The sequence below is a fragment of the uncultured Alistipes sp. genome (assembly GCF_910580175.1).
Lineage (GTDB): Bacteria > Bacteroidota > Bacteroidia > Bacteroidales > Rikenellaceae > Alistipes.
Map to the genome: position 1 here is coordinate 122,524 of NZ_CAJTXD010000004.1, position 20,198 is coordinate 142,721.

At 58.5% G+C, this 20,198-nt stretch carries 16 protein-coding genes and 1 tRNA gene; 10 read left to right on the plus strand and 7 right to left on the minus strand.

The features are described 5' to 3' along the window. Window positions 1-84: 84 nt before the first annotated feature. The gene (locus QZ298_RS06440) at window positions 85-873 is read left to right on the plus strand and encodes a patatin-like phospholipase family protein (protein WP_296006932.1); all 789 of its coding nucleotides are present in this window, start codon (window positions 85-87) and stop codon (window positions 871-873) included. A gap of 384 nt (window positions 874-1,257) precedes the next feature. On the opposite strand, the gene QZ298_RS06445 is transcribed toward QZ298_RS06440, so the two are convergent. The 3 genes from QZ298_RS06445 to QZ298_RS06455 are packed head-to-tail and all read right to left on the minus strand — an operon-like array spanning window position 1,258 to window position 3,589. Further along, window positions 1,258-1,461 carry a hypothetical protein gene (locus QZ298_RS06445; protein ID WP_296006936.1) on the minus strand — a complete coding sequence of 68 codons (204 nt, stop codon included), beginning with the start codon at window positions 1,459-1,461 and terminating at the stop codon, window positions 1,258-1,260. A 36-nt stretch (window positions 1,462-1,497) separates the two neighbouring features. Continuing rightward, window positions 1,498-2,640, minus strand: a complete 1,143-nt coding sequence (locus QZ298_RS06450) for a DUF5723 family protein (RefSeq protein ID WP_296006940.1) — start codon at window positions 2,638-2,640, stop codon at window positions 1,498-1,500. Between the two features lie 22 nt (window positions 2,641-2,662). Continuing rightward, window positions 2,663-3,589 (minus strand): hypothetical protein, encoded by a 927-nt coding sequence (locus QZ298_RS06455; protein ID WP_296006943.1) that lies wholly within the window; start codon window positions 3,587-3,589, stop codon window positions 2,663-2,665. Window positions 3,590-3,738: 149 nt separating this feature from the next. Here QZ298_RS06455 and uvrC point away from each other — a divergent pair, with 149 nt between their 5' ends. Together uvrC and QZ298_RS06465 are read left to right on the plus strand one after the other, a co-directional pair. After that, window positions 3,739-5,568, plus strand: coding sequence for an excinuclease ABC subunit UvrC (uvrC, locus tag QZ298_RS06460; protein ID WP_296006946.1), 1,830 nt, complete (start codon window positions 3,739-3,741; stop codon window positions 5,566-5,568). Window positions 5,569-5,971: 403 nt separating this feature from the next. Then, window positions 5,972-6,055, plus strand: a tRNA-Leu gene (locus QZ298_RS06465). A gap of 62 nt (window positions 6,056-6,117) precedes the next feature. Here the strand turns inward: QZ298_RS06465 and QZ298_RS06470 are convergent. Next, entirely contained in the window at window positions 6,118-7,074 is a 957-nt protein-coding gene (locus QZ298_RS06470) for an AbiH family protein (protein WP_296006950.1), read from the minus strand. Window positions 7,075-7,378: 304 nt separating this feature from the next. Between QZ298_RS06470 and QZ298_RS06475 the strand changes: the two genes are divergently transcribed. Further along, window positions 7,379-8,104: a YebC/PmpR family DNA-binding transcriptional regulator gene (locus tag QZ298_RS06475; RefSeq protein ID WP_296006952.1), complete on the plus strand. Its 726-nt coding sequence runs from the start codon at window positions 7,379-7,381 to the stop codon at window positions 8,102-8,104. 242 nt (window positions 8,105-8,346) lie between these two features. Here the strand turns inward: QZ298_RS06475 and QZ298_RS06480 are convergent, their stop codons facing one another. The 3 genes from QZ298_RS06480 to QZ298_RS06490 all read right to left on the minus strand — a co-directional run bounded on the left by QZ298_RS06480 (window position 8,347) and on the right by QZ298_RS06490 (window position 11,542). Continuing rightward, a complete protein-coding gene (locus QZ298_RS06480; RefSeq protein WP_296006957.1) occupies window positions 8,347-8,997 on the minus strand; it encodes a rubrerythrin family protein in 651 nt (216 codons plus the stop codon). 191 nt (window positions 8,998-9,188) lie between these two features. Next, window positions 9,189-10,520 carry a glucose-6-phosphate isomerase gene (locus QZ298_RS06485; RefSeq protein WP_296006959.1) on the minus strand — a complete coding sequence of 444 codons (1,332 nt, stop codon included), beginning with the start codon at window positions 10,518-10,520 and terminating at the stop codon, window positions 9,189-9,191. A 14-nt stretch (window positions 10,521-10,534) separates the two neighbouring features. Beyond that, on the minus strand, window positions 10,535-11,542 hold the full coding sequence (locus tag QZ298_RS06490; RefSeq protein WP_296006963.1) for an NAD(P)H-dependent glycerol-3-phosphate dehydrogenase: 1,008 nt from the start codon (window positions 11,540-11,542) through the stop codon (window positions 10,535-10,537). Between the two features lie 188 nt (window positions 11,543-11,730). Here QZ298_RS06490 and QZ298_RS06495 point away from each other — a divergent pair, with 188 nt between their 5' ends. The 6 genes from QZ298_RS06495 (at window position 11,731) to QZ298_RS06520 (ending at window position 20,147) form a co-directional block, all read left to right on the plus strand. Then, window positions 11,731-12,750 (plus strand): rod shape-determining protein, encoded by a 1,020-nt coding sequence (locus QZ298_RS06495; RefSeq protein ID WP_296006966.1) that lies wholly within the window; start codon window positions 11,731-11,733, stop codon window positions 12,748-12,750. 155 nt (window positions 12,751-12,905) lie between these two features. Continuing rightward, the gene (gene mreC / locus QZ298_RS06500; RefSeq protein ID WP_296006969.1) at window positions 12,906-13,763 is read left to right on the plus strand and encodes a rod shape-determining protein MreC; all 858 of its coding nucleotides are present in this window, start codon (window positions 12,906-12,908) and stop codon (window positions 13,761-13,763) included. Continuing rightward, a complete protein-coding gene (locus QZ298_RS06505; RefSeq protein WP_296006973.1) occupies window positions 13,764-14,282 on the plus strand; it encodes a rod shape-determining protein MreD in 519 nt (172 codons plus the stop codon). It begins immediately after the preceding gene. Then, the gene (locus QZ298_RS06510) at window positions 14,279-16,108 is read left to right on the plus strand and encodes a penicillin-binding protein 2 (RefSeq protein WP_296006976.1); all 1,830 of its coding nucleotides are present in this window, start codon (window positions 14,279-14,281) and stop codon (window positions 16,106-16,108) included. Before QZ298_RS06505 ends, QZ298_RS06510 begins: the two co-directional genes overlap by 4 nt. After that, window positions 16,098-17,540 carry a rod shape-determining protein RodA gene (gene rodA / locus QZ298_RS06515; protein ID WP_296006978.1) on the plus strand — a complete coding sequence of 481 codons (1,443 nt, stop codon included), beginning with the start codon at window positions 16,098-16,100 and terminating at the stop codon, window positions 17,538-17,540. Before QZ298_RS06510 ends, rodA begins: the two co-directional genes overlap by 11 nt. Before the next feature lie 21 nt (window positions 17,541-17,561). Further along, complete coding sequence (locus QZ298_RS06520) at window positions 17,562-20,147, plus strand: calcium-translocating P-type ATPase, PMCA-type (RefSeq protein ID WP_296006982.1); 2,586 nt, start codon at window positions 17,562-17,564, stop codon at window positions 20,145-20,147. Window positions 20,148-20,198 lie beyond the last annotated feature (51 nt).

Sequence of the window (20,198 nt, forward strand, 5' to 3'; positions counted from 1 at the left end):
GACGGAGACTTTTTTGTTTTGTTTCGGCACGATGCGTGCAAGAATCGGCAAACCGAAAATCAAAAGAGAGGAGAGAAGCAGAATATGGAGAAAAGAAAAGTCGCTTTGGTACTGGGTGGCGGCGGCGCGCGGGGCGTAGCCCACATCGGAGCCATCGAAGCGCTGGAGGAGGCCGGATTCGAGATCACGGCCGTAGCCGGCACCTCGATGGGTGCGCTGGTGGGCGGCATGTACGCCGCGGGCCACCTGGATTTGTTCAAGGAGTGGATGTGCGAACTGGATCGCTATAAAGTGCTCAGCCTGGTCGACTTTACCTTCAGCGCCGAGGGGCTGGTCAAGGGCAACCGCGTGATCCAGGCGCTCAAGCAGCTGGTGCCCGATGTGCGGATCGAGGAGTTGCCTATTCCGTTCGCGGCTGTGGCGGCCGATCTGATGACGGGCCGCGAAGTGGTTTTCGACCGCGGGGGACTCTACGATGCCATTCGCGCGTCGATATCCATTCCGTCGGTTTTCCAGCCCATGCGCATGGGCGACATGGTGCTGATCGACGGCGGAACGGTCAATCCGCTGCCCCTCAACCGGGTGCGGCGCCGGTCGGGCGAACTGCTGGTGGCCGTGGACGTGAGTGCGTCGTTTTCGGCCCAGGAGCGCAGCTCGGTAAATTATTATAAGTTGATTACCTCGTCGTCGGAGATCATGCAGCAGCGGATCGCCCAGTTGATGTGCCGGCTCTACAAACCCGACGTGCTGATCGAGATACCGGCCGACAGTTTCGGGCTTTTCGAGTTTTACCGTGCCACGGAGATCGCCGAGGCCGGGCGCCGGACGATGGAGGCCTCCTTGCAGCGAAGCCTGGCGCTGGCCGAAATATAGGATGACGCCTGTCTGAAAAAAAGACCGTAGCGTATATTTGCGCTACGGTCTTTTGTAAAAATTGCGGCGGCCCTTGAAGAATTCAAAAATTTAGTGACGCAACTTCACACAGATTTCCGGGCCGCCGCAATATGTATTCGGATCGTGACCGTCGAATGACGGTTCGTTTTATTTTCAGTGCAACAAAGGTAAACAAAGATTCTGAAATTACAATACCTCTGCCCGATTCTGGTATGGGTACGCCTGAAATAGCTAAATCCCGGGTCTTTTACCGGGTTTGCAGTCGCTTTTTCCCTTATTGGGGCGAACTTTATCCGATATGGATATGAAAAATTCCCGGATCGACGCATCGGCCGATCCGGGAATCGTGTGGTTTTCCCCACGCTATTTGCGGTCGGAAGCGCGGACGTATTCAGCCACGCGGTGGCTGCGCCGGCCCAGGGGAATACCCAGTCCGAATGTTACATTCATGGACTTTTGTTTGACCGGTATGAACTGCGGCGTGAAGCGCGTCGCCACCAGATCGGTGCCGACGAAGAAGTTGATCCAGCCCGGGCAGAGGTTCAGGGCCAGCCCGAAAGCGCCCATACCGCTGCCTGCCGTATAGCTGCCCGAGAGCGTGAATCAGCGGATCGGCGAGAAGTTGATCGAGCCGGTAACGCTGTGCAGGGTCTTGAATTCGCGGAAGCGGGCCTGGTACAACAGACCGAAGCCTACGCGATGATCCCACATGAAGTATCCGAGACCTGCGTTGACCGATGCCTGGAGCGCGCGGACACTCCCTTTCGCTTCGATGGGCCGGAACTGCTTGAGGTCGTCCAGCGAGAAGTCGGGCGTGGAGGAGGTTTCGCCGTTCTCGATCATGATGCCCGTATATTCGATGCTCGTCTCGGCGCGTCCGGCGACGGTGCTGGTCTTGCTCCAGTTGATGAATCCCAGGTCGGTCACGGCCAGCGAGGCCTGGAGTCCGGGCAGGATTTCGTAGGTGGCGCCCAGGTCGACGGCGAATCCGTAGCCGGCGGGTTTGATTTTGTTGATTTCGATGTCGTCCGATTCGAAGTAGGGTTGTCCGTAGTCGTCGTACCGGTAGTTCACTTCGGCGCCCGGGATGTTGGCTTCGATGCTTCCTTGCGCCTCCACGGCCCAGCGGTTGTCGTGCAGCGTGATGTCCATACGGTCGAAGTTGACCTTCGCGCGGGCCAGTCCGACGATGAACTTGGCCTTGGCGCCTACATAGAGTTTGTCGCCCAGCAGCGGGAGCGAATAGCTGACCCCGGCGTCGGCATACATCTCGGCCTCCAGTCCCAGGTTGCGGATCGAGCCTTCGTCGCCGCGTTTGATGAATTCGAAGAGCGCGCCCGGAACGTTGAACTCCGCGTTGGTGCGCAGGTTGAGGTCGAACGACCAAAAATTTTTGTGGTTTTTCGTGAACTTGCCGAAGCCGATGAGGCTCATGCGCACTTCGGTGCCCAGCAGGTTGTCGGTTTTCAGACCGGCGAGCGCTTCGTCGGCGGAAACCGAGGGGTCGAGCAGCGTTACCAGGCGCCCGTCGCGCGGATAGAGCAGTTTGCTCAACGGCAGGTTGTTGGTTATGCCTGCTTGGATGCTGCCGACGAACGGGATGTTGACGTAGCCGCGCAGCGGCGCGAAAGCCGGGTTGAACTGGGTGCGGAACGTGCTTCCTTCCATGAAGTAAGCCGTGGGGTTTTGTGCCGCGGCGCCTGCCGCCCAAAGCAGCATCGCCAGAAAAAGAGGGATTCTTTTCATTTTCGATGGAGAGTGTCGGGGGTCAGATGTCAAGATTCAACGAGCCGGTTTTTACCAGGTTCAGCCGGATGGAGATGGGATTCGGGTCGAGCTTGCGGCCGGGATGGTATCGTTGCAGTTCGACGGGCACGACGATCTTCACGTTCGAGGCTTCCGTCAGCGCGCGCAGGTCTTCGGCATAGATGCGGGTCGAGGGGATTTCGGTCGTCGCGTCGACTTCGACCGTGAAGGGGGAGAGTACGAGTCCCGTAGGGGTAAACACGGGCGAAAGCCGCATGCTCAACGGCAGCGTGCTCTCTACCCTGCCCTCGATCGAAAGCGTGTTCACGGGGTCGGCCGTACCCTGCGGGTCGAGGTTCTTGGTCAGCATGTCGAGCACTTCGCCTAAGTCGAGCGAGCCGAGTTCGTACGAAAGGTCAGAGACGTTCAGCAGTTGCAGGTATTTGCGGGCCGATGCCTCGGTCTGCTGCCGCAGTGCGGCGTTGGTGGCGAACAACTTGACGAAAGCCTCCTTGAAACGGGTCTTGTCGACCGATGCTTCGCTCAGTCCCAGCAGGGCGAGGAAATCCTTTTTGTAGCTTCGCCATGCCAGGTCGGCCACCTTGTTGAGCCGCTCGTCGCTGCGGCCCATTTCTTCGATCAGGGTGCCGGTCAGCTCGCCGAGGTAGGCGTCGTCGACATAGAGCCGGGCGAAATCGACGTATTTTGCGCCGCCGGGCAGTTGCGAGGGCAGCCAGATGTCGGCCTCGTCGAGCATTTCTTGCAGCGATCCTTCGCTGTCGTGGATGTCGTCCAGAGCCACCGTCACGGTTACCAACGGCACCGTGAAGCGGGATGTTGCGCTGCCGACCGCGATGCCGTCGGTATCGATATCGGTCAGATCGTAGTCCTTGTCGATGCACGAGGCGGACAGCACGCCAAAAAGACACAAAAACAATAATTTTTTCATGGGTTCCGGCTTGAAAAGATAGGGTATTCGTTTGCAAAGATATTACATTCGGACATATAATCAAAAAGAAGCGCTTCGCGAACCGCTGGGAGCGGCAGTCGCGTGTCCTGTGCGGCGGTTTGTCGGATTTTTGCTAAATTTGCCCCCGTATGGCCGAAGCCGGAAAAACCGATCCGAAGAGTCAGGCGGCGCTGCTGCCGCTCTCGCCGGGCGTCTACCAGTTCGTGGATCGCTCAGGGACGATCATCTATGTGGGCAAGGCCAAGAGCCTGCGCAAGCGGGTATCTTCCTATTTTGTGCAGAGCAAGGAGCACAGCGCCAAGGTGCGGGTAATGGTCAGACAGATCGTCGAAATCCGCCACATCGTGGTCGATAGCGAGGCCGACGCCCTGCTGCTCGAAAACTCGCTCATCAAGAGCCTCCAGCCGCGCTACAACATCCTGCTCAAGGATGACAAGACCTATCCGTGGATCGTCGTGCGGCGCGAACGCTTTCCGCGCGTGCAGTCGACGCGGCAGCTCGTGCGCGACGGCTCGCAGTATTTCGGCCCTTACGGTTCGATGGGGATGCAGCATAGCGTGCTGGAGTTCATCCGCGAGGTGGTGCCGCTGCGCACGTGCAAACTCAACTTGGCGCCCGAGCAGATCGCGCGGGGCAGATATGCGGTCTGCCTGCAATATCATCTGGGCAACTGCAAAGGCCCCTGCGTGGGGCGGCAGTCGGAGGAGGAGTATGCCCGGGCGGTCGACCTGGTGGTCTCGATCCTCAAGGGCGATCTGCGGCCCGTGCGCCGCTATCTGGAGGAGGAGATGGCCCGTGCGGCCGGCGAGTTGAGGTTCGAGCAGGCGCAGCGCTACAAACAACGTCTCGACGCTCTGGATCATTATGCCGGCAAGTCGGTAATCGTGAGTTCGCGCATCGTCGACGCCGATGTCTTTTCGCTCCTGCCCGACGACGAGGTGGCCTACTGCAACTTCGTGCGCATCCGCCACGGCTCGATCGTGGGCGTCTCGACCGTGCGCCTTTCGACGGGCGTCGGAGCCGACGAACGCGACATGCTGACGCTGGCCATCCAACACATGGTCGAAAAGATGGCCGACGGCTTGCTGGCCCGCGAGGTCATCGTGCCGTTCCTGCCTTCGACGACGCTGCTTTTCGATGGCGTGACGTTCACGGTGCCCAAGCGGGGCGAGAAACTCGACCTGCTGGAGTTTTCGCAGAAGAGCGCCCGCATTTACCGGGCCGAGCAGCTCAAGAATCTGGAAATCCGCAATCCCGAGCGGCATGCCGACCGGCTGATGGATGCTATGCAGAAAGAGCTGCACCTCGATCGTCAGCCGCGCCATATCGAGTGTTTCGACAATTCCAACTTGCAGGGCAGCCATCCGGTGGCGTCGTGCGTGGTTTTCCGCGACGGCAAGCCCTCGCGCAAGGAATACCGCCATTTCAACATCAAGACCGTCGAGGGGCCGGACGACTACGCATCGATGCGCGAGGTCGTCTATCGGCGTTACAGCCGGCTGGTGGCCGAGGGGGCCGAACTGCCCGATCTGATTATCGCCGACGGCGGCAAGGGGCAGATGGGCGTGATCCGCGAGGTGCTGGAGTATCTTCAGCTGGACATTCCGGTCGCCGGACTGGCCAAGGACGACCGCCATCGCACAGCCGAACTGTTCTGCGGCGATCCGCCCCTGCTGGTCGGCTTGCGTCCCACCTCGCCGGTGTTCCATTTGCTGACCCACATCCAAGAAGAGGTGCATCGTTTTGCGATCTCGTTCCATCGCCAGAAGCGCAGCAAAGCGTTTATTCACAGCGAACTGGAGCAGATACCCGGCGTGGGGGAGAAGACGATCCGCGAGCTGTTGCAGCACTTCCGTACGGTGGCGAAGGTCAAAACCGCCAACTTCGAGGAGCTGGCGGCGCTGGTGGGCGAAGCCAAGGCCCGCAAAATCCGCGATTTCTTTCATCCTCAAGTGTGAGAGAGGACGGGCGTTGTTCGTCGGGTGTTCGAGGTTGTCCGAGCGTGCTCTCCATACCTTTTGGTCTCGTGCAAAGTTATCCGTCAGCATCGTTTCCTGGCGTTCAAGGAGCCTTTTAGATCGGTTGCTTTCGGAGGCCGCAGCCGTTTTGACGTTGCGGATGCTTCGGATCCAGGTTGCGGAGCCAGACTTCGGATTCAGGCTTCCGTTCCAAGTTCCGGCTCCAGGCTGCGGATACAAGTTCCGGTTTCGTCCGGCGGTTCGTCCGGAGCCGTGCTTTTCGGCCGGCCGGGTATTTTGCGGGGACTTTCGCGCTGCCGGTCGTAATTTTTCGTTCCTTTGTTTTGTCTTTCCGATTTTATTCGTATCTTTGCAGTCCCGATTCTCGTTGGAGACACGGTTTGCCCGGATGGCGGAATCGGTAGACGCGTTGGTCTCAAACACCAATGACAGCAATGTCGTGCCGGTTCGACCCCGGCTCCGGGTACGAAAGCAAGCGCTCCGCTGAATTTCAGCGGAGTGCTTGCGCTTTCTATACTAAAGGGTTCACTATTCTATCATATTTTGAAAAATCGAAGTGTTGTATCCGATAAATATTCTGCTTGCACTATCAGAGTCCTTGCTGATTCCGATCTTCTCCAAAAACATTTCTTTTATCTTCTCTTCTTCTCGTAATTTATATCGTTCTTCAAGCGGCAGGTGGGTTTTCCCGTCCCAGTAGAACAGAATTGCATAACATCCCGAACGTTTTATTCGATCCCCTATCGAAGTCCACCAATATTGGTCGGTGTCGCCGATAGACATGCCGAAGATGCAAATGAGGGCTGCTTCTTTTATCGTTGCGAGACATATGTCATCCGTCGCGTATCCTAATTTTTTGTTGAAGACGGGTTTGACCAATTCGGATGCGATCGTATCGTTGTTTTGGAAAGCGGTGTTTGCGATTTGGGATTTGTCGTTTACTCCGAATAGCATGGTGCCGTCGAGTGTCCCGTGGATATGTTGGGGTGCTGCTATGGTAATGATACTCCGACCTCGATGCAACGATGAATGCCGGGCGCTGGCTGCGAAGATGTCGATTGTTTGTGTGTAGTTGAAGTTGATGATACGTATATCTATTGTTTCGATGGAAAACAAATGTTGGATTCTTCTTTTTTCTCGTATGAAAGAATCCGGGGCTGTTAATGAATTTATAAAAGCAGGAATGTTTATTGAAAGAGCGGAAAACTTTTCGGTTTCGGCCTTCAAGTATTTTTGCATTTCTTGAAGAATATCGTCGTAGAGCAAATCGAATTCTTCCGGATCAGCGATTTTTTTTGTGTAGATTCCGAATGCTTTTTCGAAATCGGACCAGTTTTCCAGATCTTCTTTTATTGCTTGTTTTAGTTTTTTTATACATGGTTCTATGTGGAAAGATCGTGTGTAATATTTGTGGAAATCGGTGTAGCTGGTTTTCAGCCCGAGCGAAATGTCGAACCCGTTTCCCATTAAAAAAACGATGCGCATGGGTCTGTTTTGATTATTAGTCGGATGGTGCTTTTTTATTCGTGTATTGCAAAATTAGTAATTTATCTAAAAATTGGGCGTAGTGTATATTTGAATTGTCATAATTATTTGGGGAATTTGGTCGAAAAGCTAAATTTTATTGGTTGAAATAGTTTGGGTTTTGAAGATTTTTTTCTGCTTGCAGGGCGGTTCGAGGCGATGCGGCATGGTCTGCGATTTTTTAGTGGGCTAATTTTTCAATTTTTCACGGCGAATTTTATAACTTTGCGCCACAAGAGGAAAAAATCGTAAATTTCAGGATACTATGGGAAGAGCTTTCGAGTATCGCAAGGCGCGGAAAATGAAGCGTTGGGGCCACATGGCCCGCACGTTTACCAAGTTGGGCAAGGAGATCGAAATCGCCGTCAAGGCCGGCGGCCCCGATCCCTCGGGCAATACGCGTCTGCGCATTCTGATGCAGAACGCCAAGGCCGAGAACATGCCTAAGGAGAACGTCGAGCGTGCCATCAAGCGTGCCACCGAGAAGGATGCGGCCGACTACAAGGAGGTCGTATACGAAGGTTACGGCCCCCACGGCATCGCGTTTCTTGTGGAGACGGCCACCGACAACACCAACCGCACGGTGGCTAACGTACGCATGCACTTCAACAAGTGCGGCGGTACGCTGGGCAACAGCGGTTCGGTGGGATTCATGTTCGACCACAAGTGCATCTTCAAGTTCCATGCTCCCGCCGGCACCGACGCCGAGGAACTGGAGTTGGAGATGATCGACCTGGGAGTCGACGAGTTCTATCCCGAGGAGGACGGCATCACGGTCTATGCGCCTTATGAGTCGTTCGGTTCGATCCAGAAGTGGTTGGATGACAAGGGATTCGAGATCGTGTCCGGCGAATCGGCCTACCTGCCCACCGACACCAAGGAGTTGGATGCAGAGGGCCGCGAGTCGGTCGAGAAGCTGGTGGAGCGTCTGGAGGAGGACGACGACGTGACCAACGTCTACCACAACATGAAAGAGGTCGAGGAAGAATAGTTTCCCGATCGCTCTGTTTCGAAAAGGAACGGGCTTTCTTGAAAAAACCGCCCCTGCTGCAACATTTGCAGCAGGGGCGGTTTTCATGTGGTTTCATGCAGGCAGGGGGCGGGTTGGGGGCCGAGTTTCATGTTTCATGCAGGCAGAGGGGGCGAGTAAGCGGAGCGGGATTTTGTGCGAGATAGCGGGTTGCGCAGGAGGGCAGGCCATGCGTTTCGTCGGGCCGGCTTTTTTTGCGGTGCTTATTCGAACCGTACGAATTGTTGGCTTGCGGTCAGGCAGAGCGGGCAATAGGGTTCGCAGTAGACCGAAGTGAAGATGTTGCCGCATTGCGGGCAGACCAGATATTGCCATTCGGTGTCGGACGATTGCGGCGCGCGGCAGAGGTGCATCAGCGTGGCTTGGCGCATGTCGACCGACGAGGCCCAGATCAGCAGGCGCGCGGCGTAGCGGTTGTCGCAGGCCAGGGCGCGGTTGATCTCGCCGCATTTGCATTCCTGCATCGTGCGGAGTTCATAGGCTATGCTGCGTTCCAGGTTGCCGTCGGTCGTGCCGCGGAAAACCAGCACTTTTTCCGGCGGGAGATAGCTCCCGCCCAGCCGCAAGATGGCGTTCATGCCGTTTTGTTCTTGGAGCCGGGCCGAGAGAGCCAGAGCGCGGAACAGCCGGGCGGCATGGGCCCGGTGTTCCTTGTCGGCGATGCTGGCGAAGTGGTCGTATTGCATCGACTTCACATGCTTGCGGCGGCAGCAGGCGTCCAGATCGGCGATCGTCGTGCGCCAGGGCGTCTCGTTCCGGACTTGGTGCGTATGCGTGGCAGCATAGTAGATCCAGGTCAGCACGACCGCCGAGACGACGAAAAGCAGCAGAATGAACAACGGACGAAGTTTCATGACATGATAACAATATGACGGGGAAAACTCCGAACTGCATTTTTTATGCCAGCCGGAAACACCCTGCTTTCCCTTTTGGGCAGTGAGGACATTGGGGCGGGGTATTATGATTTTCGAATTTCGACCGATTCGATATAAAAAAGACGAACCTCCATCGTGGGAGGTTCGTCCGAATATTGAGCCGCAGTATTTTACAGCCGTGCTTTGATCGCTTTCGAGTCTTCTTCGTAGCCCGGTTTGTCCAGCAATGCGAACATGTTTTTCTTGTAGGCTTCCACGCCCGGCTGGTTGAACGGATTCACGCCTAACAGGTAGCCGCTGATGCCGCACGCTTTTTCGAAGAAGTAGAGCAGTCCGCCCACCGCATGGGCGTCGATGCGCGGAATTTCGAGACGGATGTTCGGCACGCCGCCGTCCACGTGAGCCAGCTGCACGCCCAGTTCGGCCATGCGGTTCACTTCCGAGATGCGTTTGCCCGCCAGGAAGTTCAGCCCGTCGAGGTTCTCCCGGTCGGCCTCGATCTTCACTTCGTTCGCCGGTGCGGCCACCGAGATGATCGTCTCGAAAAGCGTGCGTTCGCCCTCCTGGATGTATTGGCCCATCGAGTGCAGGTCGGCCGTGAGGGTCACGCTCGCCGGGAAGATGCCCTTGCCCTGCTTGCCTTCGCTCTCGCCGTAGAGCTGCTTCCACCATTCGTTGACATATTGCAGCTGCGGTTCGTAGGAACCCAGGATTTCGATCTTCTTGCCGGCTTGGTAGAGCAGGTTGCGCGTCGCCGCATAGATCGCCGAGGGATTCTCGTCGAACGGGATTTTTTCGTCGGTGGCCCGTTCCATCTCCTGCGCACCGCGCACCAGTGCCCGAATATCTACGCCTGCTGCAGCCAGAGGGAGCAGACCTACGGGCGTCAGCACCGAGAAGCGTCCGCCCACGTCGTCGGGAATGACGAACGTCGGGTAACCTTCGTCGGTAGCCAGCGTCTTCAGCGCGCCGCGCGCCTTGTCGGTTACCGCCACGATACGCTGGGCTGCCTCGGCCTTGCCGTAGCGTTTCTCGATTTCGGCTTTCAGCAGCCGGAACGCGATGGCCGGTTCGGTCGTCGTGCCCGATTTCGAGATCACGATGGCCGCGATCGAGTGTTCTTTCGACGCTTCTATCAAGGCATGGATGTAGTCTTCCGAGATGTTTTGCCCTGCAAATACCACCGTGGGGTTCTTCTGCTCCTTGTGCAGCAGTTTGAAGGGGTCGCTCATCGCTTCCAGAACAGCCTTGGCGCCCAGGTAGGAGCCGCCGATGCCGATGCAGACGATCAGGTCGGCCTTCGCACGCAGGCCGGCCGCCGTTTTTTCGATGGCTGCGATGTCGGCGTCCGTTATCGACGAGGGGAGGTGCACCCAGCCCAGGAAATCGTTGCCTGCGCCCTTGCCCGAGTGGAGCAGGGCGTTGGCTGCCTGTGCCTGGGCTTTCATGCCGGCCGGAATCTCGAGGCCCGTCTTGCGAATGTCTACTTTCAGTGTTTCCATAGGTTTTATGGTTTTTAGATCAATTTCGAGGTCAGTTCCCGCATGCAGCGGCGTGCCGAAGCACCTTCGTAGAGCACCTTGTAAACCATTTCGGCGATCGGCATGTCGACCCGGTGGCGGGTGTTGATGTGGCGGATGCAGTCGGCCGCGAAGTAGCCTTCGGCGACCATCGTCATTTCGTTCAGCGCGCTGCGCACCGTGCATCCGTGACCGATCAGCAGGCCCAGACGGCGGTTGCGGCTGTAAGTCGAATAGCAGGTTACCAACAGGTCGCCCGTGTAGGCCGAAACCAGCGTCTCGCGCGCCGCAGGGTAGCTTTCGTCCAGGAAGCGTTTCATCTCGCCGGCTCCGTTGGCGATCAGCACCGCCAGGAAATTGTCTCCGTAGCCCAGCCCTACGGCGATGCCGACGGCCAGGGCGTAGATGTTCTTGAGGATCGAAGCATATTCGATGCCGTAGAGGTCGGTCGAGTAGCTCAGTTTGATATAGGGCGCGGCGAACTTCTGGCCGATGGCGCGGGCGTTTTCCAGGTCGGTGCAGGCCATCGTCAGATAGGTAAGCTTGCCGCGCGACACCTCCTCGGCGTGCGAGGGGCCTGTGAAGATGCCCAGCTGCTTGTAGGAGAGTCCGTAGCGGTCGTGCAGATACTCCACCACCGTCTTGTAGTCGCCCGGAACGATGCCCTTGATGGCCGACACCACGAACTTGCCGTCGAGCGGTTCGGTAAGCGGTTCGAGGAAGTTTTTCAGGTAGGCCGACGGCACGGCCAGGATCAGGATGTCGGCTTCGCGCACCACTTCGTCGAGGTCGTCCGATACGGCGATGCGCTCCATGTCGAACTCCGCGTCGCTCAGGTAGCGCGGGTTGCGGCCCTCGGTGCGCAGGCTCTCCAGCACTTCGGGGTTGCGCACGTACCAGCCTACGCGCGTCTGGTTGGCGGCCAGCAGGCCTACGATGGCCGTCGCCCAGCTTCCGTAGCCGATCACGGCGCATCGGGCGTCCTTTCCGATTTTGTATTCCATGCAGAAACAGGTTTTGCGTTACAAAAGTAAGTAAAAAAATCTTAAAAAATAGAAAAAGATTTGCGTCTTTTTGTTACCTTTGTCCGGATAGATTCGTTTTTGCGTCCGGGCCGTGCTTGCAGCAAGACGGCCGGATGACGAAAATGTTGATCGCCAGAATTTTGTAAAAACAATACGGGAAGCCGACAATGGGAATATTTTCACTCACACAGGAATTGGCCATCGACTTGGGTACGGCCAACACGTTGATCATCTATAACGGCAAGGTCGTCGTCGACGAGCCGTCGATCGTGGCGCTCGACGTGCACACGGGCAAATTGGTGGCCATCGGCCGCCAGGCTCGCAACATGCACGAGAAGACCAATCCCAACATCAAGACGATCCGTCCGCTCAAAGACGGCGTGATCGCCGACTTCAATGCCACGGAGTTGATGCTCAGGGGCATGATCAAGAAAGTCAAGACTTCGGGCAGCGTCTTCGCGCCGTCGCTGCGCATGGTGATCTGCATTCCGTCGGGGTCGACCAACGTCGAGATCCGCGCCGTGCGCGACTCGGCCGAGCATGCCGGCGGCCGCGAGGTCTACATGATCTACGAGCCGATGGCCGCGGCGCTGGGTGCCGGACTGGACGTCGAGGCGCCCGAGGGCAACATGGTCATCGACATCGGCGGCGGTACGTCGGAGATCGCCTGCATCTCGTTGGGCGGCATCGTTTGTTCGGAGTCGGTCAATGTCGCCGGCGACGTCTTCACGACCGACATCCAGAGCTACGTGCGTCAGCAGCATAACATCCGCATCGGCGAGCGTACGGCCGAGGCGATCAAGTGTTCCATCGGCGCCGCCGTGACGGAGTTGGACGACGAGCCGGAGGATTTCGTCGTAACCGGCCCCAACATGCTTACCGCGCTGCCGCAAACCGTGTCGCTCTCTTACAGCGAGATCGCCTATGCCTTGGAGAAGTCGCTCACGAAGATCGACGCGGCTTTGATGAAAGTGCTCGAATCGATGCCTCCCGAGTTGTATGCCGATATTGTCAAGAACGGCATCTACCTGGCCGGCGGCGGCGCCCTGATCAAAGGCCTCGACAAGCGCCTGACCGAGAAGACCGGCATCCCGTTCCACATCGCTGAAGACCCTTTGCGGGCCATCGCGCGCGGAACCGGCATCGCGCTGAAGAACATCAATCGGTTCTCGTTCTTGATGAAGTAGGAGAAGCACTCGGATGGCGGGACTGCTTCGCGGCTTCGGAGCCGCATTTCCCGATCCGCTCTCCGGCAGGGATTTCGGGCGTCGTCCCGAACGAAAAATACGTTTTAATTTGATTGCGGGCAACAGGCCCGCAATCTTGAATTAGAAGCAACGCTTTGCATAAGCTCGTCGAATTCATACGCAGCATCTACGTTCTGGTGTTGTTCGTCGCTTTGGAGGTGTTGGCCATCGGTTATTACGCCCGATCGTCCTACTACACCGAGGCCCGTTTGCTGGCGCATTCCAACCGGATGCTGGGTGCTCTGCGCGGCCTTTCGGCCGACGTGCGCCGCTACTTCCGGCTGGAGGGGGAGAACCGCGTGCTGCTCGAACGCGTCGCGCAGCTCGAAGAGCGGCTGGCCCAGTACGAGGAGGCCGATGCGATTTCGCGTTTGCAGCGTTATGTAGCGGACTTGGGCGATTCGAAATACCGGGTAATGACCGCTTCGGTGGTTTCCAATTCGATCAACCGGGCGCAGAACTTCATTACCGTCAATCGCGGCCGCAACGACGGCGTGATTCCCGATATGGCCGTGCTGACGCCCGACGGCGCCGTGGTGGGTTACGTCGTCGATTGTACGGAGCGTTATGCCGTGGCGATGCCCGTGTTGAATACGTCGTTCCGTGCCAGCGGCAAGTTGGCCGGAGCCGATTATTGCGGGTCGATTCTCTGGGACGGGGGCGATCCCCATGCGGCGATCTTCGCCGAGTTGTCCAAGTATGCCGAGCCTATGGTGGGGCAGGAGGTGCTGACTACCGGGTTCTCGCATTTCTTTCCTGAGGACGTGTTGATCGGATGGGTCGAGAGCGCCACCATGAACGAGACCCGCACGGCCTATACCGTTCGTGTGCGGCTGGCGGCCGATTTCGCCCGGCTGACCGACGTCATCCTGGTGGAGAACCGCGACTTCAACCAGTTGCAGGAGCTGGAACATGGCGAGGGTGTCGAACAATATTTGCAGAAAAAACAATAGATGTATCGGTTTTTCACATATTTCTTGCTTTTTCTGTTCACGGTGTTGTTTCAGGTGTTCCTGTTCGACAACTTGTCCGTGAGCGTTTATCTCAATCCGCTCGTTTACGTGGCTTTCATCGTCCTGCTGCCTCTGGAGACGCCGCCCGTGCTTCTGCTCGGCGCCGGGCTGGCCTTGGGCGCCGCGATGGACTTCACGATGGGCGCGGCCGGCATCAACACCATCGCTACGCTGCTCATCGCTTTTGCCCGCCCGGCCATCCTGACCGTGCTCTACCGCCGGGAGGATTTGCGCGAGGGCGGCGTGCCCTCTCCCGAGCGGCTCGGACATCGGGTATTCCTCGATTACGTCATCGTGCTGGTCGTCCTGCACCATATCGTCTTCTTCTCGCTGGAGGCGCTCTCGTGGAGCCATGTGCTCCGCACGGTGGTGCGGATCATCGCCAGCAGCGCCGTGTCGGTCGCCGGCGTCTGGTTGGCCGCACGAATCTTCACGGCTAAAGTCATCGCCCGGTTATGAGCGGTTCCTATGCCGGATACATCCGCATGCGCGTGTTGCAGGGTGTGGTAATCGTTGTTTTCCTCATCTTGGCCGGCCGCGTGGCCTGGTTGCAGCTTTTCGATGCCCGTTACGAGGAGATGGCCAAGGCCAACGTGCTGCGCCATGTCGTGCAGTATCCGCCGCGGGGCGAGGTGCTCGATCGCAACGGCGGCTACCTGGTGCAGAGCCGCGAATGTTACGACTTGATGGTCATATACAGCGAGATCGGCAAGCGCGGTTTCGACACGGCGCGCATGTGCGAAGTGCTGGGATTGTCGCGCAAGCGTCTGGAGCGGGAGCTGGCCAACGCCCGCATGCGTCCCCGGGCGCCGCGCGTGGTGGCCAATTACATTTCCAAGGAGGATAAGCTCCGTTTCGACGAGTGCAATTTCCGGGGATTCTATACCGTCTACCGCACCGTGCGGCGTTATCCCAACCATGTGGGCGGCAACCTGCTGGGTTTCGTGAGCGAGGTCACGCCCAATTATCTGAAGCATCATCCCGATTATCAGGTGGGCGATTACGTCGGCTTGAGCGGTGTCGAGTCGGCCTACGAGTCGGTGCTCAAGGGCCGTAAGGGCGTGATGATCCAGGAGGTCGATACGCACGGTGCCATCAAGGGTTCCTACATGGACGGTTACTACGATTCGCTGCCCGAGCCGGGTCATTATCTGGTCAGTACGATCGACGCCCGCTTGCAGTTGTTGGGAGAGGAGTTGATGGACGGCAAGGTCGGCGCTGCCGTGGCGATCGAGCCGTCGACGGGCGAGATTCTGATGATGGTTTCGTCACCCACCTACGACCCCGACGAGTTGGTGGGGCGCGAGCGAGGCAACAATTACATGAAGATGTTGCGCAATAAGCGCGGCCCGCTTTTCAACCGCGCTGTGAAGGCCAAGTATCCTCCGGGTTCGACGTTCAAGCTGGTGCAGGGGTTGATCGGGTTGCAGGAGGGCGTGCTGCGCCCTTCCGACCTGCATAGTTGTTATATGGGTTACCAGGCCGGACGCCTTAAGATGGCCTGCCATGCCCATGCGTCGCCCATCGACCTGCGTTTCGCAGTCGCCACGTCGTGCAACGCTTATTTTTGTTATGTCTTCCGCGATATTCTCGACAATCCCAAGTACGGCGGTGTCCGGGAGGGCTTCAGCACTTGGAAGGAGTATGTCGAGAGCTTCGGTTTCGGCCGCAAGCTCGGTTCCGACTTCCTCGACGAGGGCAGCGGTTATATTCCCGATGCCGATTATTACGAGCGCCGGTATCGCGGCACCTGGAATTCGCTTACGGTGCTTTCGCTTTCGATCGGCCAGGGCGAGTTGGGTTGTACGCCCTTGCAGTTGGCCAACTTGGCCGCCATCGTCGCCAACCGCGGTTACTACTACATTCCCCATATCGTCAAGCGGGTCGAGGGGCGCGATTCGTTGGACGCCCGTTTCTACGAGCGCCATTATACGATGGTCGAGCCGAAGCATTTCGAGCCGATCGTCGAGGGCATGTGGCGGGGCGTGCATGTCGACGGCACGTCGACCTCCGCTTATCTTGAAGGTCTGGATGTCTGCGGCAAGACGGGTACGGCCCAGAACCCTCACGGCAAAGACCACTCCACGTTCCTTTCGTTCGCCCCCAAGGACAATCCCCGCATCGCCATTTCGGTCTATGTCGAGAACGGCGGTTTCGGCGCTTCGGCCGCGCTGCCCATCGCCAGTTTGTTGGAGGAGTTCTATCTGACCGACACCATCCGGCGCCCCGAGTTGCTGGATTATGTCAAAAACATGGAAATCCATTATCCTTTCTATGACCGCTAACCGCAATACCGGACTCTCCGAGCGGGTCGATCTGTGGACGATTCTCCTTTACGTGTTGATCGTTCTGGCCGGCGCCCTCTCCATTACCGCGGCTTCCTACAAGGAGAACACGGTAAACGTCTTCGCTTTTTCGCATTTCTACATGAAGCAGCTCATGTGGATCGGTATCGCTTGGGTCGCGGCGCTGGTCGTGTTGTTGTTGGACAAGCGGGTCTACCACATGTTGGCTTATCCTGCTTACGCCGCCGGTCTGTGCATGCTCCTTGCCGCCCTGGCGTTCGGCAAGGAGGTCAACGGCGCCAAGGCTTGGTTCGAGTTCGGGTCGTTCCGCCTGCAACCCGCCGAGTTCGTGAAGATCGCCACCGCCCTGGCGCTGGCCCGCGTGATGAGCACCTATACCTTTTCGATCAATCGTCCGCGCGATCTGTTCAGGGTGGGCATGGTCATCTGCGCGCCGTTGATGATCATCATCTTGCAGAACGATACCGGTTCGGGCATCGTGTTGTGTTCGTTTCTCTTCGTGCTCTATCGCGAAGGGTTGAACAAGTGGTTGTGCATCCCCGTCGTGCTGGTGGCCACCTTGTTCATCGCTTCGTTCATGCTTTCGCCCATGTTGCTGCTCGTGTTGATGATTCTGCTCTGCACTTGTGCCGAGGCTATGATGAACGGAGCCTGGCGTTCGCGCATCGTCTACCTGGCCGCCTTGGCCTTGGCTACGGTGTTGCTGTGCATCTCGATGCACTTCATCGCACCGGGCGCGATGACGCCCTATGCGGCTTTGCTTACCGTCACGCTCTTGTCGCTGGTCGGGGTCGTCGCCTATGCTTGCCGGGCCAACTTGCGCAACATCTTCATTCCTGTGGGGTTGTTCGTCGGCACTTTGCTTTTCCTCTCCACGACCGATTATATCTTCGAGTCGGTGCTCCGGCCCCACCAGCGCGATCGCATCCTCAGTTTCCTGGGCATCATCAGCGACCCGCGCGGCATCGACTACAACGTCAACCAGTCCAAGATCGCCATCGGTTCGGGCGGTTTGTTGGGCAAGGGGTTCTTGCAGGGTACGCAGATCAAGTACGGGTTCGTGCCCGAGCGGCATACCGACTTCATCTTCTGCACCATCGGCGAGGACTGGGGTTTCGTGGGGGCCATGACCGTGCTGTTGTTGCTGTGTCTGTTGATTCTCCGCCTGATGCGCATGGGCGAGTTGCAGCAGGAGCCTTTCGGGCGGATCTATTGTTATTGCGTGGCATCCATTCTGCTGTTCCACGTCTTGGTCAACGTCGGCATGACCATCGGGTTGATGCCCGTCATGGGCATTCCGTTGCCTTATATCAGTTACGGCGGTTCGTCGTTGATCGCTTTTACCATCATGTTGTTCATCGCCGTGCGGCTCGATGCTTCGATGCGGCGCTTCTCGTTGAAAAATTATTGATTTTTTGATTTTCTTGTTCTTATGATCCGTTTCGATCCCGCCGGTCTGACTTCCGAGGAGGCCGTTCGGAGCCGGCGGCTCCATGGCCGCAATGTGGTCACGCCCGTCCGCGAGGAGTCGCCTTGGAAGTTGTTGGCCGACAAGTTCCGCGATCCCATCATCCGTGTGTTGTTGGCCGCTGCTGTGCTGTCGCTCGTCATCGGGTGCGTGCACCGCGACTTTACCGAGGCCGTCGGCATCGTTTCGGCTATTTTGTTGGCCACCTGCGTCGGCTTCGTCTTCGAGTGGGATGCGCAGCGCCGGTTCCGCCGCTTGAACCGGGTCAACGACGACATTCCCGTCAAGGTCATGCGCGAGGGCGCCATGCGGACGATCCCGCGGTGCGAGGTCGTCGTCGGCGACCTGGTCGTCATCGAGAGCGGCGAGACCGTGCCTGCCGACGGGGAGCTGGTCGAGGCCGTGTCGTTGAAGATCGACGAGTCGACCCTCACGGGCGAGCCGGAGGTCGACAAGACCGTCGACCCCGCCCACTTCGATGCCGAGGCTACCTATCCCTCCAACCTCGTGTTGCGCGGCACCTCCGTCGCCGACGGATACGGGCGCCTGATCGTCACGGCGGTCGGCGACGGTTCCGAAGCGGGGCGCGTCACCGAGCAGGCCACGGTCATGTGCGAGGAGCCGACGCCCCTGAACCGGCAGTTGACGCGTCTTTCGCGGTTGATCGGGCGCGCGGGCATCGCGCTGGCCGCGGCGATTTTCTGCATCATGTTGGGCAAAGCCTTGTTTTTCAGCGATCTGTTGCAGCAGGATTGGCTCGACGTCGCGCAGCATCTCTTGCAGCTCTTCATGGTCTCGGTAGCCATCATCGTCATGGCCGTGCCCGAGGGACTGCCGATGAGCATCACACTGTCGCTGGCTATGTCGATGCGCCGGATGTTGAAAACCAACAACCTGGTGCGCAAGATGCACGCCTGCGAGACCATGGGGGCCGTGACGGTGATCTGCACCGACAAGACCGGCACCCTGACGCAGAACCGCATGCAGGTGCAGGAGCTGGTGCGTTACGATGCCTTGCCCGATTGCGATTTCGCCGAGGTCGTAGCGGCTAATTCCACAGCGTTTCTCGATGTCGAGGGACGCATCCTCGGCAATCCCACCGAGGGGGCGTTGCTCGCGTGGCTGCGCGAACGGGGGTTCTGTTACGAGGATTTGCGGGCCGGCGCCGCGATCGTCGACCGGCTGACCTTCTCGACCGAGCGCAAATATATGGCTACGATCATCCGCAGCGGGGTTTCGGGGCGGCGGATCGTCTGCGTCAAGGGTGCGCCCGAGATCGTGCGGGCGATGTGCGTCGCCGACGGCAAGGATGCGCTCATAGCCGAGCAGTTGTCCGGATTTCAGAACCGGGCCATGCGTACCTTGGGCGTCGCATGGGCCGAGACCGATGCCGCAGGGTGTGCGGAGGCTGTGGCCCGGGGCGGGTTGAGTTTTTCGGGCGTCGCCGCTATCGCCGACCCCGTGCGGGACGACGTTCCGGCCGCCGTGCAGCGGTGTATCGACGCCGGGATCGCTGTGAAGATCGTCACGGGCGACACGCCGGCTACGGCGTGCGAAATCGCCCGCCGGATCGGCCTGTGGAACGATGCCGAGGATGGAGAGGCCCACCGCATGACCGGTGCAGAGTTCGCTGCGGCTTCCGACGAGGAGCTGCTCGGACGCGTTCGGTCGCTCAAGGTGCTTTCGCGGGCGCGGCCTTTGGATAAGCAGCGTTTGGTGCGTTTGCTGCAACAATGCGGCGAGGTGGTGGCCGTCACGGGCGACGGCACCAATGACGCCCCGGCGCTCAACTTCGCCAATGTGGGCCTTTCGATGGGGTCGGGCACCTCCGTGGCTAAGGATGCGTCGGACATCACGTTGTTGGACGATTCGTTTTCTTCCATAGCCACGGCAGTGATGTGGGGCCGTTCGCTCTACCGCAACATCCAGCGGTTCGTGCTGTTCCAGCTGACGATCAACTTCGCGGCGATCGTCATCTGCTTCGCCGGGGCGGTTTTCGGCACCGAAATGCCCCTCACGGTGGTGCAGATTCTGTGGGTCAACATCATCATGGACACCTTTGCGGCTATGGCTATGGCATCGCTGCCGCCCAGCGCCGAAGTGATGGACGACAAACCCCGGCCTCGCGACGAGTTCATCATCACGCCGGCCATGGCCCGCACGATCCTTGTTTGCGGCGGCATTATGGTGGGGGTGTTGTTGGGCATGCTGGCTTCCTGGCATGTCGGAACGGCGGCGCCCGATGTGCGGCAGCTTACGGTTTTCTTCTCGGTCTTCGTCTTCATGCAGTTCTGGAACATGTTCAACGCCAAGGGTTTCGAAACCCGCCGTTCGGTATTCGCCTCGATAAGGGGATGCCGCGAATTCTTCTTGATCCTGCTGGCCATCGGAGCCGGGCAGTTCGCGATCGTCGAATTGGGCGGCGAGGTGTTCCGCACCGTGCCCCTCTCGTGGCAGGAGTGGCTCGTCATCTTCGGCGCCACGTCGCTGCTCGCCTGGGGCGGGGAGATCGTGAGGGCGGTAAAAAGAAAATGGAAACGCGAAATTTGAAATATCGAAGCCGCCGCCGACAATGCCGGCCTCTTATATAATATGAAAAGG

What these genes read in the sequence shown, in the direction of transcription:
- QZ298_RS06510 (WP_296006976.1), top strand. Translation starts at nt 14,279, where the DNA reads ATGAGCGGTTCCTATGCCGGATACATCCGCATGCGCGTGTTGCAGGGT.
- QZ298_RS06470 (WP_296006950.1), bottom strand. Translation starts at nt 7,074, where the DNA reads ATGCGCATCGTTTTTTTAATGGGAAACGGGTTCGACATTTCGCTCGGG.
- QZ298_RS06490 (WP_296006963.1), bottom strand. Translation starts at nt 11,542, where the DNA reads ATGGAATACAAAATCGGAAAGGACGCCCGATGCGCCGTGATCGGCTAC.
- QZ298_RS06480 (WP_296006957.1), bottom strand. Translation starts at nt 8,997, where the DNA reads ATGAAACTTCGTCCGTTGTTCATTCTGCTGCTTTTCGTCGTCTCGGCG.
- QZ298_RS06495 (WP_296006966.1), top strand. Translation starts at nt 11,731, where the DNA reads ATGGGAATATTTTCACTCACACAGGAATTGGCCATCGACTTGGGTACG.
- QZ298_RS06450 (WP_296006940.1), bottom strand. Translation starts at nt 2,640, where the DNA reads ATGAAAAGAATCCCTCTTTTTCTGGCGATGCTGCTTTGGGCGGCAGGC.
- rodA (WP_296006978.1), top strand. Translation starts at nt 16,098, where the DNA reads ATGACCGCTAACCGCAATACCGGACTCTCCGAGCGGGTCGATCTGTGG.
- QZ298_RS06440 (WP_296006932.1), top strand. Translation starts at nt 85, where the DNA reads ATGGAGAAAAGAAAAGTCGCTTTGGTACTGGGTGGCGGCGGCGCGCGG.
- QZ298_RS06445 (WP_296006936.1), bottom strand. Translation starts at nt 1,461, where the DNA reads ATGGGCGCTTTCGGGCTGGCCCTGAACCTCTGCCCGGGCTGGATCAAC.
- uvrC (WP_296006946.1), top strand. Translation starts at nt 3,739, where the DNA reads ATGGCCGAAGCCGGAAAAACCGATCCGAAGAGTCAGGCGGCGCTGCTG.
- QZ298_RS06455 (WP_296006943.1), bottom strand. Translation starts at nt 3,589, where the DNA reads ATGAAAAAATTATTGTTTTTGTGTCTTTTTGGCGTGCTGTCCGCCTCG.
- QZ298_RS06505 (WP_296006973.1), top strand. Translation starts at nt 13,764, where the DNA reads ATGTATCGGTTTTTCACATATTTCTTGCTTTTTCTGTTCACGGTGTTG.
- QZ298_RS06520 (WP_296006982.1), top strand. Translation starts at nt 17,562, where the DNA reads ATGATCCGTTTCGATCCCGCCGGTCTGACTTCCGAGGAGGCCGTTCGG.
- QZ298_RS06475 (WP_296006952.1), top strand. Translation starts at nt 7,379, where the DNA reads ATGGGAAGAGCTTTCGAGTATCGCAAGGCGCGGAAAATGAAGCGTTGG.
- QZ298_RS06485 (WP_296006959.1), bottom strand. Translation starts at nt 10,520, where the DNA reads ATGGAAACACTGAAAGTAGACATTCGCAAGACGGGCCTCGAGATTCCG.